This window comes from Aquirufa avitistagni (genome assembly GCF_042715545.1).
Lineage (GTDB): Bacteria > Bacteroidota > Bacteroidia > Cytophagales > Spirosomataceae > Aquirufa > Aquirufa avitistagni.
The window spans coordinates 175,860-191,704 of the sequence record NZ_JBBKXZ010000003.1 but is presented as its reverse complement, the minus strand read 5'-3'; the positions used below and the strand labels follow the sequence as shown (position 1 = coordinate 191,704).

Annotated in this window: 13 protein-coding genes; 5 read left to right on the top strand and 8 right to left on the bottom strand. The window is 42.0% G+C overall.

The features are described from left to right. Nucleotides 1-55: 55 nt before the first annotated feature. Both sppA and bioB read left to right on the top strand, forming a co-directional pair. Nucleotides 56-1,834 carry a signal peptide peptidase SppA gene (gene sppA, locus U0R10_RS09245; RefSeq protein WP_377983684.1) on the top strand — a complete coding sequence of 593 codons (1,779 nt, stop codon included), beginning with the start codon at nt 56-58 and terminating at the stop codon, nt 1,832-1,834. A 13-nt stretch (nt 1,835-1,847) separates the two neighbouring features. Beyond that, nucleotides 1,848-2,867, top strand: a complete 1,020-nt coding sequence (bioB, locus tag U0R10_RS09240) for a biotin synthase BioB (protein ID WP_377983683.1) — start codon at nt 1,848-1,850, stop codon at nt 2,865-2,867. A 9-nt stretch (nt 2,868-2,876) separates the two neighbouring features. Here bioB and U0R10_RS09235 read toward each other — a convergent pair whose 3' ends face one another. The 7 genes from U0R10_RS09235 to U0R10_RS09205 all read right to left on the bottom strand — a co-directional run bounded on the left by U0R10_RS09235 (nt 2,877) and on the right by U0R10_RS09205 (nt 9,037). Then, nucleotides 2,877-3,320 (bottom strand): GNAT family N-acetyltransferase, encoded by a 444-nt coding sequence (locus tag U0R10_RS09235; protein ID WP_377983682.1) that lies wholly within the window; start codon nt 3,318-3,320, stop codon nt 2,877-2,879. Between the two features lie 101 nt (nt 3,321-3,421). Next, nucleotides 3,422-5,002: a ribonuclease Y gene (gene rny / locus U0R10_RS09230; RefSeq protein ID WP_377983681.1), complete on the bottom strand. Its 1,581-nt coding sequence runs from the start codon at nt 5,000-5,002 to the stop codon at nt 3,422-3,424. Nucleotides 5,003-5,060: 58 nt separating this feature from the next. Continuing rightward, nucleotides 5,061-5,351, bottom strand: a complete 291-nt coding sequence (locus U0R10_RS09225; protein WP_377983680.1) for a cell division protein ZapA — start codon at nt 5,349-5,351, stop codon at nt 5,061-5,063. Then, nucleotides 5,348-5,677 (bottom strand): hypothetical protein, encoded by a 330-nt coding sequence (locus U0R10_RS09220; protein ID WP_377983679.1) that lies wholly within the window; start codon nt 5,675-5,677, stop codon nt 5,348-5,350. The genes U0R10_RS09225 and U0R10_RS09220 overlap by 4 nt, the downstream gene beginning before the upstream one ends. A 1-nt stretch (nt 5,678) precedes the next feature. Further along, nucleotides 5,679-7,172 (bottom strand): lipopolysaccharide biosynthesis protein, encoded by a 1,494-nt coding sequence (locus U0R10_RS09215; protein WP_377983678.1) that lies wholly within the window; start codon nt 7,170-7,172, stop codon nt 5,679-5,681. A gap of 38 nt (nt 7,173-7,210) precedes the next feature. Beyond that, nucleotides 7,211-7,975 (bottom strand): LytR/AlgR family response regulator transcription factor, encoded by a 765-nt coding sequence (locus U0R10_RS09210; RefSeq protein WP_377983677.1) that lies wholly within the window; start codon nt 7,973-7,975, stop codon nt 7,211-7,213. Between the two features lie 3 nt (nt 7,976-7,978). Beyond that, complete coding sequence (locus tag U0R10_RS09205) at nt 7,979-9,037, bottom strand: sensor histidine kinase (RefSeq protein WP_377983676.1); 1,059 nt, start codon at nt 9,035-9,037, stop codon at nt 7,979-7,981. A 144-nt stretch (nt 9,038-9,181) separates the two neighbouring features. Between U0R10_RS09205 and U0R10_RS09200 the strand changes: the two genes are divergently transcribed. Together U0R10_RS09200 and U0R10_RS09195 are read left to right on the top strand one after the other, a co-directional pair. Next, complete coding sequence (locus U0R10_RS09200) at nt 9,182-10,966, top strand: 3-keto-alpha-glucoside-1,2-lyase-like domain-containing protein (protein ID WP_377983675.1); 1,785 nt, start codon at nt 9,182-9,184, stop codon at nt 10,964-10,966. 10 nt (nt 10,967-10,976) lie between these two features. Further along, nucleotides 10,977-12,833, top strand: coding sequence for a hypothetical protein (locus U0R10_RS09195; RefSeq protein ID WP_377983674.1), 1,857 nt, complete (start codon nt 10,977-10,979; stop codon nt 12,831-12,833). A gap of 54 nt (nt 12,834-12,887) precedes the next feature. On the opposite strand, the gene U0R10_RS09190 is transcribed toward U0R10_RS09195, so the two are convergent. Further along, complete coding sequence (locus U0R10_RS09190) at nt 12,888-13,262, bottom strand: DUF1573 domain-containing protein (protein ID WP_377983673.1); 375 nt, start codon at nt 13,260-13,262, stop codon at nt 12,888-12,890. A 162-nt stretch (nt 13,263-13,424) separates the two neighbouring features. Here U0R10_RS09190 and U0R10_RS09185 point away from each other — a divergent pair, with 162 nt between their 5' ends. Next, nucleotides 13,425-15,839, top strand: coding sequence for an alpha-ketoacid dehydrogenase subunit alpha/beta (locus U0R10_RS09185; RefSeq protein ID WP_377983672.1), 2,415 nt, complete (start codon nt 13,425-13,427; stop codon nt 15,837-15,839). Nucleotides 15,840-15,845 lie beyond the last annotated feature (6 nt).

The window sequence follows — 15,845 nt, the reverse complement described above, 5'->3', positions numbered from 1 at the left end:
ATTTTTTACCATAATTGCAGAATGATTTTGAAATTCGTGCTTTCTAAAATGATACATGATGTGGCAATTTGTTAAATATTCGTTTGCAACCGTTTTCGGTTTATTTCTGTTCTTGTTCATCAGTTTACTGATAGTTGTAGGTGTAGGCTCTGTAGTCAGTAGTTCTGATTCCGAATATGAAGTCAAAGACAATTCGATTCTTAAATTAGATTTCAATCGGCCTATCGTAGAAAATGCTTCCATTGAGGATAGCCCATTAAGCGACATTCCTAATCCATTCTTTTCAAACACAGATAAGTTAGGCCTCATTCAGGTACTTTCTGCATTGGAGCGCGCGCGGGTAGATCCCAACATAAAAGGTATTTACCTAGATGTGAGTTTCCCATTAGCTGGATATGCGCAATTGTCTGAGATTCGGAATGCGTTAAGTAAATTCAAGGAGTCAAAGAAATTCATTTATGCGTATGCGAATTCATATTCAGAGAAGGGTTATTACTTAGCTTCGGTTGCCGACAAAGTATATCTGAATCCAGCGGGAATTCTTGATTTTAATGGAATTTCAGTGCAGTATATGTTCTTTAAGCGTGCATTTGATAAGCTGGAAATTGAACCTCTTGTTTTTCGTGTGGGTCAATACAAATCAGCTGTCGAGCCTTTCTTGCGCGAAGACATGAGTCCCGAAAATCGCATGCAAACGCTTTCGTTTATTCAATCGATCAATACCCAAATTTTCAAGGAGATTTCGTTGAGTCGCAACATGTCAACGGATCGTTTGAACACCATTGCTGATTCATTACAGGCGATGGATCCAGCTAAGGCACAACAAGCTGGCTTGCTTTCATTAGGATATTGGGATGAATTTGAAGGCCAATTGCGATTAGCAACGAAAAAGAAACCCAAGGAGGAGTTAAACTATGTGAAGTTGGCAGATTACCTAAAAGCTAAAAATCCAATTGCCGAGGTAGAGGGGACAGCTAAAATTGCTGTATTAGTAGCTGAAGGCGAGATTGTAGGTACACGCGGGGGTGAGGGGACGATTGGTTCAGATGATTTTGTCAAAGAGCTACGCAAGTTGCGTGACAATAAATCAGTGAAGGCAATTGTCTTGCGTATTGATTCGCCGGGTGGATCGTCTTTGGCTTCTGACATCATGTGGCGCGAAATTTTATTAGCCAAGAAAGTTAAGCCGGTGATTGCATCGATGTCTACGTACGCGGCTTCTGGCGGTTATTATATGGCCATGGGCACAGATGTGATTGTGGCGCAGCCAACGACCATTACGGGTTCAATCGGTATTTTTGCCCAATGGTTGAATCTGGATAATTTCTTCAAAAATAAATTAGGGATTACCCAAGACCATGTCAATACCCACGCGCACTCGAACTTTTTAAGCTCGCCAAGCACGTTAACTGATTTTGAAAAATCAGTTGTGCAGCGTATGGTGGATCAAGGGTATGAATCATTTACATCGAAAGCTGCGGCGGGTCGTAAAATGTCCTTAGCTCGTTTGAAATCAATTGCTGGTGGACGCGTTTGGACAGGAGTTCAGGCTAAGCAAATCGGGTTGGTAGACGAGTTGGGTGGCTTAAATAGGGCAATTGAAATTGCTGCAGATCGTGCACGCATACGTCCTGCATCCTATAAAGTTCAGGTATACCCGAAAGCCAAATCATTTGTAGATGAACTTGTTTCATCTGCATTTTCAGAGTCGTCGATGCAGGAGCGCTTTGTAAAGGAGCACATGCCTTGGACGAAGTCTATTTGGGAGCTGGATCGCATGAAGAAAAGAGAAGGATTTTTGGCTTTAATGCCTTATATGATTGAATTAGATTAGATAATTTGAAAAGATGATTAGAAATAACTGGACACGCGAAGAGGTTGAGCAAATTTTCAACCAACCGTTTTTGGATTTAGTATATCAAGCTGCGACGGTGCATCGTCAGCACCACGATCCCAATGAGGTGCAAATCAGTACCTTATTGTCAATAAAAACAGGTGGTTGCCCAGAGGATTGTTCTTATTGTTCGCAAGCAGCGCGTTATCATACCAATGTGAAGGTGCAAAAATTATTGCCTTATGAGGAGGTGATTCAAGCGGCTGTTCGTGCGCAGGAGAATGGTAGTTCTCGTTTTTGTATGGGTGCTGCGTGGCGTGAGGTTCGTGATAACAAAGATTTCGACCGCGTGTTAGCTATGGTTAAGGGTGTCAATTCCCTTGGTATGGAGGTTTGTTGTACGCTGGGTATGTTGTCAGAGGATCAGGCGCAAAAACTGAAAGATGCAGGTTTATATGCATATAATCATAACATTGATACGAGTGAGGAATATTACGATGATGTTATCTCAACGCGTACGTACGATGATCGCTTAGAAACCTTAGGAAATGTACGCAAAGCTAAATTGTCCGTTTGTTCAGGTGGAATTATTGGCATGGGTGAGTCAATTGATGATCGCATTGGGATGTTGTTGACGTTAGCTAATTTGCCAGAGCACCCTGGTTCTGTGCCTGTAAACAATTTAGTGCCAGTAGAGGGAACTCCATTCGAAAATCAAAAGACGGCTTCAGTTTGGGACTTAGTTCGCGTGATTGCGACGGCACGTATTATGATGCCAAAATCAGCGGTTCGCTTGTCGGCCGGACGCTTAGAACTCAATTACGAAGGCCAAGCATTTTGCTTCATGGCTGGGGCTAATTCAATTTTCTCAGGAGATGTGTTATTGACCACACCTAATCCCGATGCAAAGTCCGATAAAGAGTTGTTCCAAATTTTGAGCATCAAGCCGAAAGAGGCCTTTAAGGATGAGAAGAAATCAGGGATTGAATTTAATCAAATCCCAAGTGCTCAGGGACTTGAACATAGCCATTAATTTGAAGCGCTATTCCGAAAGGGGTAGCGCTTTTTGCATGCGGTAATGCTGGATCTCGCCAAATAACAGGTACGATTTTTCTGTAATTGAATACCCCAGGCTTTCATAGAATGGCACGGCGTTTTCGCGCGCTTCAAGTACTATCTCTTCCCATCCTTTTTCCATCGCTACCTTTTCCAAGTAACGCATAATCAGTTTTCCAATCCCTTTGCCTTGTTGGCCCGTTGCCACCGCCACGCATCTAACCTGTCCTTGACTTATGGCTGATTCGTGCATGCGTGCCACGCCGAGCACTTTCTCGGATTCATCGATAGCCATGACGTGAATGGCGGATGCTTCATCGGCTAAAACCTCAGATCCGTGTGGCTGATTCCATGGTTCTCTTAGAACAGAGAATCTCAGGGCATAATATGCCTGCCAATGTTGCGTCGTTGAAGGAGTAATTAAAACCATAAAAACAGTAAACGCTGCCGGGGTTGAAGACCCCGGCAGCGTTAGCAAAAATAAGTAAAAATGTCGAAGGTGATTAACCGTTCAACAAAGTATCAAGAAACTTATTTGGCAAAATTCACGGCTCTCATTTCACGGATTACTGTTACTTTGATTTGGCCAGGATACTGCATTTCTTTTTCGATTTTTTGCGAAATATCAAATGATAAATTCGATGCTTTTTCATCACTTACATGTTCCGCATCTACTAAAATACGGAGTTCACGACCTGCTTGTATCGCATAACATTTTTGAACACCTTGGAATGATGTTGCTAGTGCTTCCAAATCACGAAGACGTTTCATGTACGATTCCATCATTTCGCGGCGCGCACCTGGGCGAGAGCCTGAGATGGCATCACAAACTTGGATAATCGGTGAAATCATGGAAGTCATTTCGCACTCATCGTGGTGAGCACCGATGGCATTACAAACTTCAGGATGTTCCTTATATTTTTGGGCTAATTCCATACCCAATAAAGCATGCGGAAGTTCTGGTTCTTCATGCCATACTTTACCAATGTCATGCAGTAATCCTGCACGCTTCGCAAGCTTCGCATTAAGTCCCAATTCAGCAGCCATGGTGGCACAAAGTTTGGCCACTTCGCGTGAGTGTTGCAAAAGGTTTTGGCCATAAGAAGAACGGAAGCGCATGCGACCAATCATTTTGATTAATTCCGGATGTAATCCATGAATACCTAAATCGATCACTGTTTTTTCGCCGATTTCGATAATCTCGTCATCGATATTCTTCTTAGTCTTATTGACTACTTCCTCAATACGTGCTGGGTGAATACGTCCGTCTTGTACCAAGCGGTGCAAGGAAAGGCGTGCAATTTCACGGCGCACAGGATCAAATCCTGAAATGATAATTGCCTCGGGGGTATCATCTACGATGAATTCAACGCCAGTAGCCGCTTCTAGCGCACGAATGTTACGTCCTTCACGTCCAATAATTTTTCCTTTGATATCGTCTGATTCAATGTTGAAAACAGATACACAGTTTTCAATTGCATTTTCAGCCGCAGTCCGTTGGATGGTTTCAATCACCACTTTTTTAGCCTCTTTCGTTGCGGTCAATTTCGCTTCTTCAATCGCTTGTTTCACGATGGAACTTGCCTTTGATTCAGCTTCCGCTTTCAATGCATCGATCAGTTGTTGGCGCGCCTCATCTGCCGAAAGATTTGCAATTTTCTCCAATTGGTTGATTTGATTCGCAAGCATGGCTTCTGCTTCAGCGCGAACTTTTTCTACCTCTTCGAATTTTTTACGGTAGTTTTCTTCTTTGGATTGAATGCTTTGTTTTTGCGATTGCAACTCTTGATCAGCGATTCGCTGTTGCTCCTGTTGTTGAGCTAAGGTCCGCTCTTTTTCGCGTAGTTTTTGTTCGTTCTCTAGGAGAATTCCCTTCTTTGCTTGCGTTTCCTCTTCAAATTCTCCACGTAAGCGTAAGAAGTTTTCCTTTGCTTCGAGCATGCGGTCTTTCTTTAGGTTTTCAGCCGCAAAAGCCGCATTTTTCATTATTTCATCCGCCTTGCTTTGCGCATCAGCTTCCAGGTTTTTGTTCACTTTGGAAAAGAACACTTTTCCGGCAAATAGCCCACCTGCAAGTGATAACAAGGGGATAATTAGCGATAATATAGTCATAGAACGAATGTGTGTTTAAACATTGGCGCTCAGTAGACTGACCAAAAGAATAAGGATTTTATAAGGTAAACTCGGATACCAGTTCGATTAACTGATTATTTTCCGAATGAACATTGTGATGCAAATCTTTGCGTTCCGAATCAAATTTTATACCACACATAGCTAAATCCAATGCCACAAGGGCCATAACTTTATTTGGATCTGTGCTGTTTGTCTCTTTCTCGTAAAATTTAACTAAGCGGTTCACTAATACTGCCGCGTTTCGCACGCATGATTCTTCCTGTTCACTTACCCGTAGAGAGACATTTTGTATCCCCAATAATAGGTTGCAAGGTAGTTTTTCACTCATGGTTTGCGTAATTGCTCAATACAATGATCTATAATTACTATATAACTATCTAACTTTTTCTTCAGTTCAGCTTTCGAGGCCTCTGTGTTGTCTGTACTAACTACAAGTTTACCAATTTTATCTGATTTTTTAAAGCTTTTCTCATATTCTTTTGCTTTGGCAGTCACTTCAGCTAATAATCTCGATTTTTCGGCCAACTCTATTTTGGAGGTCTCCAATTCAGTGCTTAGTTGCTTTATCGTTGCCTCCGTTTCATTTAAGCGCGCAAGCATTTGGCCGATCTTCAGCTTTAAGGTCAAATATTGAGTGCGTAATTCCTGTTTCATCTTACAACTTCAGCTGAGGTTTACCTGATCGCCAATTAAATTCATATAGCCCAATAAACACAATAACAATGATTAGGCCCAGATTCGCAGTGATTAGTGGTACTGACATCCAGTCTAACCCTCCTACGTAAATGCAAAATCCACCTAAAGCTAAGTAACCTAGATCACTTTTCCATCTGTAAGGTGCCGGAGCATATTTCTGCCCCCCAATAAAACTTAATACCGTCATCACCATGCTAGAAGCCAAGAAGGAGTAGGCACATGCCATATAGCCATAAACGGGTATAAATAAGATGTTTCCCAGTAAGGTTACACCTAAACCTACGAGGGTAATGATGGTGCCAATATATGTTTTGTTGGTTTGCTTGAACCACACCGACTGCGTATAATATACGCCCAGGAACAAATTAGCCAGTAACAAAATGGGTACGATTCCGATACCTTCCCAGTAGATTGATTGACGTAAAAATAAGGTCTTAATCCAAAACAGATTAACGGAAACGCCTACCCACAATAGGGTACATACGACAACAAACCAATGCGTCACTAACGCTAAATTTGATTGGCTATTACTTTCGGATTTCTTGCCTAGAAAAAATGGTTCGGCTGAGTATTTAAAAGCCTGAATCGCCAAACTCATAAACACAGAGAGCTTGTAACAATTCCCATAAATTCCCAAGGCATCCTGCGAGGTTTTACCTGGATAAAATCCTTCGGGTAAAAATTCCTCGAGTAACAATCGATCAAACATGAGGTTGAACATCGCTGCCAAACTCATGAACATGATCGGATATGAGTAGATCCAAAGACCTTTAAATGCTTCCCAATCCCAGCGCCAACGATAGGCTTTAAACTCATCTTTAAGCCAATAAAATAGACTTGCGTTGGCAATCAAATTGGCTAAAAATATATAGCCTGCACCAATTTCCGGCACATACAACGCTTTCAAAAATGCGGGTAACGTTTGCCCTAAATCACCCGAATGAATGGGTTTTAAAATCAAAAGAAACAATAGGTTTAGCCCTACATTCACGAGGATTGACACAATCTTCGCCGTCACAAATTTTTTGATTTTTTGCTCAAGTCGAAGTTTGGCAAATGGGATCGCCGTGATGGCATCAATCGCCAGGATTAAAGCGAGCCAATATAAAAAAATGCCTTTTCCCGGATACCCAAGCGACACCATAATCGGTTCCGCGAAAAAAAACAATCCCAGCGTAAATGCACCGGAAGTTGCTATGATGGCCGTTAAGATCAGTTGGTAATATTTCTCAGGTGCTTCTTTGGCAAAACGAAAATAAGCCGTTTCCATGCCATATGTGTATAGAATATTGGCGATAGCCATGTATCCATACAACTTTACATTAATTCCAAGTTCAGCGGGAAGGAATGCCCAAGTGTGAACAAAAACAAGTAGGAAATTTAACGAACGCCCCAGAATTGTACTGAAACCATAGGACAGCGTCTCTCCAGCAAGTTTTTTTAATATGGACATAATTTGATTTCACCAAAGATCCAAAGTTACGTATTTCTTTACGTTTTTTGATACCCAATCGTTTGGTAGAATTGTTCCGAATAACTGTCGCTCAACGGGATGTGATTTTCGCCAATTTTCACTTTCTGATTCCGAATAGATTCGATTTTCTTAAGTGAAACAATAAAGGATTTGTGAATTCGTAAAAAAGCGTCTGCGGGAAGTTTTTCTGCAATCAACTTCATCGTCATCCGACAAACCACCGGGAATTTTTGAGTCCTTACATGTATTTTGATGTAGTCTTTTAAGCCCTCAATGTACAAGATGTCATCCAGCATTATTTTCATTAACGCATAATCCGCATGAATGAAAATATATTCTACTTTCGTTTCAGCCGTTGACACCTGCCCCTGTAGCGCTAATTTACTTTTAAAGTGATCCAGCGCTTTGTGAGATGCCTTCAAAAATCTTTCAAACGAAATAGGTTTCAACACATAATCAATGACGTCTAGATTAAATCCCTCCACCGCATATTGCTGATACGCAGTGACGAAAATAACCATAGGTTTATGCGTTAATCCTTCCAAAAATTGAACACCGGTTAACCCCGGCATTTGGATGTCTAAGAAAATTAAGTCGACCTGATTATTCTGTAAATACTCAATAGCCTCAAACGCATTTCGACAGCGTGCCTCCAATTTCAAAAAAGGAACTTTGGCAATATTGTCTTCCACCAAATCTAATGCCAAGCTCTCATCATCAATCGCGATGCATCGCAAAAGTGTTGTGGGTAACTCACTAAATTGCTCTTGAACCTCTTCCATGGTTTATACGTGTTTAATCGTTAACGCTACCCGATATGTTCCATTCTCTTCCACAATGTCCAATGCATGCGTCTCAGGATACAATAACTCTAGCCTGCGCCGCACATTGGTTAGCCCAATTCCCGAACTTTCATCTTTATGCTCCACCACCTGATTACTTACTTGATTGATTACTTCAAACGTTAATTTTTCCGGTGTGTCAATTAGCTGGATCGAGATCGTTGGATTTTTCACCATACCCACCCCATGTTTGAATGCATTTTCGACAAACGGAATCAGTAGCATGGGCTCGATAGTTCCAGAAGGATTTGACGAATTGGAGGTATAGTTAATTTGAATGTCTGTCCCAAACCGAATCTTTTGCAAATCAATATAAGATTCTAAATAGTTACTCTCTTTACTAATTGCCACCTTGGAGTCACTTGTTTCATAAATCATGTAGCGCATTAATTCGGATAACTTAATCACGACAGGCTCTACATTTTCTGGCTTTCTTCGTGAAAGAGAAACAATGCTATTCAACACATTGAACATGAAATGTGGACTTATTTGTGATCGTAGGAATGAAAGTTCTGATTTTAGACGTTCGTTTTCCTCCTCTTTTTTGGCTTCTTGTTCGTGTAAGTTATCCGAAAGAAAACGGTAACTAATTCCAATGGCGATGATGAATAAATACTGGAAAATGATACGTAAATAAGTGAAGCGTTTCATGCCGCCGCCGCCTCGGCGAGGACCTACTTCGCGTTCCGGGAAAAGCAAGTCAAAAATGATATCATTTAACCAAACCATGGCGAAAAAGCCCAAAATCAAAAATCCTAAATACAACAAGACGTTATATTTCTTGAGCACTTTGGGGATTAATACCTCGGTATTGATGTAGAAAATGGGAATGTTTGCTAACCCGAAAACAAAGAAAAATAAGTTCCACTGAAAGTGGCGTTTCATCTCAACAGGATCTGTTGACTGGGAGCTTGGTCCCAAGATAATCGGCAATGCTAATAAACAGGCCCAAAATAAAAGGTGAATTAGGATGGACCGTGATGTCAATTTCCTTTTGCTCATATCGTTTCATGACTAAAAAACCAAATTAACAAATTTTGAAAGATACCGTGTTGTTTTTTGCTACGACTATCCTGTTTGTGCCGATGAAATTGTTCAGTTATTTTATTAGATTTGTTTTCATAGAACCTATTTAATCATTCATTCATGCGGAAAATAATTTTGCTTCTGCTGCTTTCGTGGACCAGTTTCGCTCAGCAGTCTATTCCTCTCACGGATCTTCAAGCATTTGCTCTACCCAGTAGCAATTGGTCCATTGAAGGTGCTATCCGAGCTACTTACACGGACACCAGCTTTCAAGTTGCTACAGGTAAAGGGGTTTTGTTAAACACGTTACGGCACGGAAAGTACCAGCGGACAGATGACTTAACATTTCAACTGAACCATGGCGACATGCGGTTGATTATGGATTTCATGCTACCCAAAGGGGCGAATTCCGGGATTTATTTGCAAGGTCGTTATGAGGTTCAATTATACGATTCATGGGGTAAAACCAAATTGAATTTCGGTGATTGTGGCGGAATATATGAGCGATGGGATGAGGGCCGCGGTAAAGGAAACCAAGGATATGAAGGGTACGCTCCCTTGCAAAATGCATGTAAAGCTCCTGGAACCTGGCAAACCATTGAAATTGATTTTCAAGCACCACGTTTTGATGCATCCGGAAGGAAAATTCAAAACGCGCGGTTCAAAAAAGTTATCCTGAATGGAATTTTAATCCATGAAAATATTGAAGTTTCCGGTATGACGCGCGGAGCCCTTTTCGATGCTGAGGCAGCTTTTGGTCCGATACGCATTCAAGGTGATCATGGTCCAGTTGCTTTCCGAAACATTCGCTACGAAACCTATGATAAACCTTCTGCCAGCCTCGGCGAAGTAAAATACAGCTATTACACCGGAAAGTTTACGGAACCGATTATTGGACAAGCAAGCCCTGTTTTGACTGGTACTATTCCCAAATTAACGGCTAAAGTAATCACAGCCAAGAATGATTATTTAATTCGCTATCAAGCCGAATTAACCATTCCAGAAGCAGATAACTACGATTTTCAAACGCATTGGACTGGTGGTGGCGTATTGAAAATCGATGGGAAGGAATTAAATCAAGGGGCACATTGGTACTCTGAAAAGGTTTCTCAATCTACATTTTTGACTGCTGGAAAACATCAGCTGGAGTTGATTCATATCAAGGATTTTCCGTGGGGCCCACAAGCCTTAGGTTTAATTGTGAAACGAATCGGGTCTCACCCGGTAGTTTTACATGATCGTAAATCCATGATCGATCCGGAGGCTGTAGGTCTGGTGGAAGTCAAAGCGAACGCAGAGCCTGTATTGCAACGCTCTTTTGCTTTCCATCTTGGGAAGAAAAAAACGCATGTTATTCATGTCGGTGATCCTTCTGGATTACATTATTCCTATGACCTCAAACAAGGAGCAATCCTTCAAGTATGGCGTGGTCCTTTCTTAGATGCAACACAAATGTGGCATGACCGCGGTGAGCCTCAAACAGCAGAACCACTAGGTGTAACCGTTGTATTAGATGGCCGTTTCCCACTGACACTTGATCATCAAGCCCAACCAGATTCGCTAAATGCATCCGATTTGGTATATAAGGGGTATCGTTTGGAGCAAGGCCGACCGGTCTTCATGTATGATTGGGTGGCCGCTAAAATGCAATTGGAAGATCGCATTGTTCCTGCAGCAAACAACATTGGGTTAACGCGAAAGATTACATTCAAGTCTGCAAGTTCCATGCAATCAGCGCTTGATTTTGTCATTGCATCCCCGAAACAAATCGCCGCTGTGAACGCAAGTTTAGTGGGCCTAAAAGATCAATCCTATTTTGTCCAAACGACTGGTGGTGGAGTTGATGTTTCGGTGGGCCGACAAGCCATTCAGGGTACAAATTTAACCTATCAGATCATTTGGTAATCGTAATAAGATGAGATATTTAACTAGTTTATTCGTTATGTGTTTACTGCTTCCGATGGGGGCATGGGCACAGAAAAAATCCGCAAAAACTGAGCAGGATTATTATGAAATCAAGACGCTACCAATTCCGAAAGATATTTATCTAGAAATTGGTGGTATAGCGACCATGCCGGACGGGCGTTTGGCAGTAAGTACGCGTCGTGGAGAAATTTGGATTATCGAAAATCCTTATCAAAAAGAAAACCACCAAGTGCATTACAAACGATTTGCCAGCGGACTGCACGAAGTACTCGGATTAGCCTATAAAGATGGTTCCTTCTATTGTTCGCAACGCGGAGAGCTGACAAAAATTACCGATACCGATCGCGATGGCGTAGCTGATTCGTACGTTCCGGTATATCAATTTGAGTTATCTGGGAACTATCATGAATATACGTATGGTCCTGTATTTGACAAAAACGGGGACATGTTAGTGACGTTAAATCTTGCCTGGGTCGGTTTTGGAGAAGGTAAGTTTGCCAAATGGCGCGGCTGGCTTTTGAAAATTAAGCCAGATGGAACCATGGAGCCACATTCAGCGGGCTTACGCTCTCCAGCAGGATATTCAATCAATGATGAAGGAGATATTTTTTATGGAGAAAATCAGGGGGATTGGGTAGGATCGGGACGCGTAACGCACTTAGCGAAGGGGGATTTTGCAGGCAATCCAGGTGGATTGAAATGGGCGAAGGAACCCAACAGTCCATTTAAGTTAACCTTAGAGGAAATTCAAGATAATGGTGCGCCGATGTATGAAGCGGCAGCCAAAGTCAAAAACTTGAAATTGCCTGCTGTATGGTTTCCACATGCTATCATGGGAATTAGTACAGCCGATATTTTGCAAGACTCAACGAAAGGCAAATTCAGTCCATTCCCAGGGCAGTATTTTGTGGCCGATCAAGGTCAATCTAAAGTCATGCGGATGGGATTAGAGAAAGTGAATGGTGTTTACCAGGGATTTTGCATCAATTACCGGGAAGGATTTCAATCGGGAATTTTACGTGAGCGTTTTGGCTTAGACGGTTCGATGTTTGTTGGGATGACTTCACGTGGATGGGGATCTACCGGTAAGGCTGATTTTGGTTTGCAGCGCCTTTTCTGGAATGGTGAAATGCCCTTTGAAATTGAAAATATTCGTGCGAAGCCCGACGGATTTGAGTTGAGTTTCACTCAAGCTGTGGATGTTAATTCAGTTAAAAAAGCTGCATCTTATGCGTTAAGGTCTTATATCTATAAGTACCAACATCAATATGGAAGTCCAATTATTGAATTGAAAGATTTAAAAATTTCTGCCATAGATGTTTCTACAGATAAGCGGAGCGTACGATTGGTGATTGATGGATTACGTCAATATTACATTCACGAATTCAAGTTGGAAGGTATTCGCAATGAATCTGGCGACCCTTTGCTGCACGAAACGGCTTATTATACGTTGAATCAAATTCCTTCCGGCGCGCGATTGATGGTATCAGAGGGAAATCGGATGCAGGCAGACAAAGTGGAAAAAGTAACACCCGTTGTTGCACCCAAATCAAAAAGCAAATCGATCATTTCTGATGCGGAGGCAATGGCTTTGTTAAAGAAGCATACCTGCCTAGCATGTCATGCGAAGGAAAGTAGGGTAGTAGGTCCATCCTATGTGGACATTGCTAAACGTAATTATACCGACAAACAAATTTTAGCTCTTGTGTACAAGCCTAATCCACAAAATTGGCCAGAATACGCGACCGAGATGGCTCCAATGAGTCATGTGCCAGCCGCAGATGTACTTAAGATTGCCTCTTGGATTAATGGTTTGAAAAATAAAGCCTTGCTCAATCGAGATTAAGACAAAAAAAAGGGTCGACAAATTACTTGTCGACCCTTTTTTGATTTGTAAAGCTTACTTGGGAACAACTGAACCTTGTATCGTTAAAATAATTTGAGATACTTCTCCGTTGTTGACCACTGTAATGGTCTTATTGAAGTTTCCAGGTCTTCCAGCAGAGTTGTATAATGCAGTAACTTTACCTGTTTTTCCTGGCATGATTGGTTCTCTTGACCATTCTGGCGTAGTGCAACCACATGAAGGTTGAACATTTGAAATAACGACAGGAGCTTTTCCTGTATTGGTAAATTCAAAGCTGTAAGAAGCTTGAGTTCCTTCTTTAATTTTACCGAAATCGTGTTTTTCAGCCTTAAATTTGATTGATCCTTGCGCATTCGATTGAAAAGCGAAGCCTAAAATAAGTGCGAGAATTCCTAAAAATTTCTTCATGGTTAATTGATGTGTTTACTTAGATGAGTGACAAATCTATAACAATGGCGAGATTCGGCAAAAGAATTGCTTGAGTTTTTCAAAAAGTTTGAAATGGAACGTATTTGGCCGACAAGTATTTTGTTGTATTTTTACACGTTACATTCCTAAATTCTCTTGTCTTTGACTCATAGCTATTCATTTTCTACACCTGGGATTACGTTCGATCCGAATCAGGTAATGGATAATTATCGACTTGCTGCGATTAGTCGGGCATGTAGTTTGCTTGTTCGAAAGGAAGTATTTTCGGGTCGTGCGAAATTTGGCATTTACGGTGATGGCAAGGAATTGTGTCAAATTGCCTTGGCCAATGCCATGCAAAAAGGCGATTATATTTCAGGGTATTACCGCGATCAGACGATTGGTGTAGCTATTGGAGACCTTACTTGGCCTCAATATTTTGCCCAATTATATGGACATCCAGATGTTCATTTTGACCCGCATTCTGGCGGCCGACAAATGAATAATCACCATGCAACGCGGTGGTTAGATGCGCAAGGCGAATGGCTTAATCAAACAGAAACATTCAATACTGTTGCCGGAATTTCATCTACGGCAGCACAGATTCCACGGGCTTTAGGGGTGGCGTATGCATCGAAAATGTATAGGGAACTGCCTGATTTAGAGCCTCATAGTGAATTATTTTCAAAAGGAGGACGGGAAGTTTGTTTTACGACGATTGGAGATGCCTCCACTTCGGAAGGTATGTTCTTGGAGTGTATTAATGCTGCAGGTGTACTGCAAATTCCGATTGTTTTTTCTGTCTGGGATGATGGATATGGGATTTCCGTTCCGATTGAGTTTCAGACAACAAAGTCATCTATTTCCAAAGCCCTTGCGGGGTACCAACGAACAGATACGGAGAAAGGATTGGAGATTTTTCAAGTAAAGGCTTGGGACTATCCAGGTTTGATTTCTGCCTATCAACAAGCCGCTCGTTTAGCACGCGAGGAATATGTCCCATGTTTGGTACATGTGATTGAATGCACGCAGCCGCAAGGTCATTCCGCCTCTGGTTCTCATGAGCGATATAAATCAGCTGAACGCTTGCAATTTGAGCAGGACGCTGATTGTAACTTAGGCTTTCGGAAATGGATTCTTGAATCAGGTATTTCGGATGAGTCAACCTTAGCTGAAATCGACGCGGAGGCAATTAAAGAAGCTCGCAGATTTCAGAAAGAAGCTTTTGCGGCCTACATGGCCTCGATTGAAATTGATAAAAAAGGCTTTCTACGGATTGCTAAAAACCTATATGATTCCACCAATGAACCGGGTTTAATTGAGCCTATTTTGGAGGAATTAAATCAGTTGCCATATCCTATTTTTAGCGATTTGGTCCGTGCAGGGCGTAAAACGCTACGGGCATTTCGGTTTTTCCAAGGACCTGCTGTCAAGTTGTTGCGTCACTGGCTACATGAATTAGAATCGAAAAATCATCGTCGGTTTAGTTCGCACCAAATGTCTGAGTCGGCGCAAAGTCCGATGCACATCAAAGGTATTCGCGCGGAGTATGATAAAGATCCTGTCTTAGTCGACGGACGAGAAATTTTAAATAAGAGTTTCGCTCAGTTTTTGACGGATCCGCGTGTATTTATACTCGGAGAGGACGTTGGCAAAATTGGTGATGTCAATCAAACCCTAGCAGGTTTGCAAGACGTTTTTGGGCCTTTAAAGGTGACGGATACCGGGATTCGGGAAGTTAGTATTGTGGGTCAGGGTATTGGTGCTTCGATGCGCGGCTTGCGACCGATTGTAGAGATTCAGTATTTAGATTATATCTTTTATCCATTCCCGATATTATCGGATGATTGGGCATGTTTACATTACCGTACGGCGGGTGGGCAAAAAGCTCCTATGATCTTGCGCACGCGTGGGCATCGTTTGGAGGGTATTTGGCATTCGGGTAGCCCGATGGCCGTGTTAATTAATGGATTGCGTGGAGTTCATTTTTGTGTACCGCGCGACATGACACAAGCTGCGGGTATGTACCGAACTTTGTTGGCCGGAGACGATCCCGGCGTTGTGGTTGAATGTTTGAATGGATATCGGTTGAAAGAACCGATGCCAACTAACCTTTTGGAGATTCAAGTTGAGTTAGGGGTGCCTGAAATTTTACGTGAGGGGAATGATTTGACGATTGTGACGTATGGTTCTATGTGCAGGATAGTCATGGAAGCTGCATCGAGTTTAGCTGATATGGGGATTTCGGTTGAGGTGATTGATGTGCAAACCTTGTTGCCTTTTGATCGGTATCATCATATTTTGACGTCGATTCAGAAGACTCATCGCGTGCTTTTTGCCGATGAAGATATGCCAGGCGGAACGTCGGCCTATATGATGCAAGAAGTATTGGATAAGCAGGGCGCATTTTCTTGGCTAGATAGTCCGGCGCGTTGTATGGCAGCTATGCCGCATCGTCCGGCCTACAGTTCTGATGGCGACTATTTCTCTAAACCAAATGTGGAGAATGTGGTGGATACAGTTTACGAAATGATGCGTGAAGTGGATCCTTCATCTTATCCAGCAATTTATTTTTAATGTCAG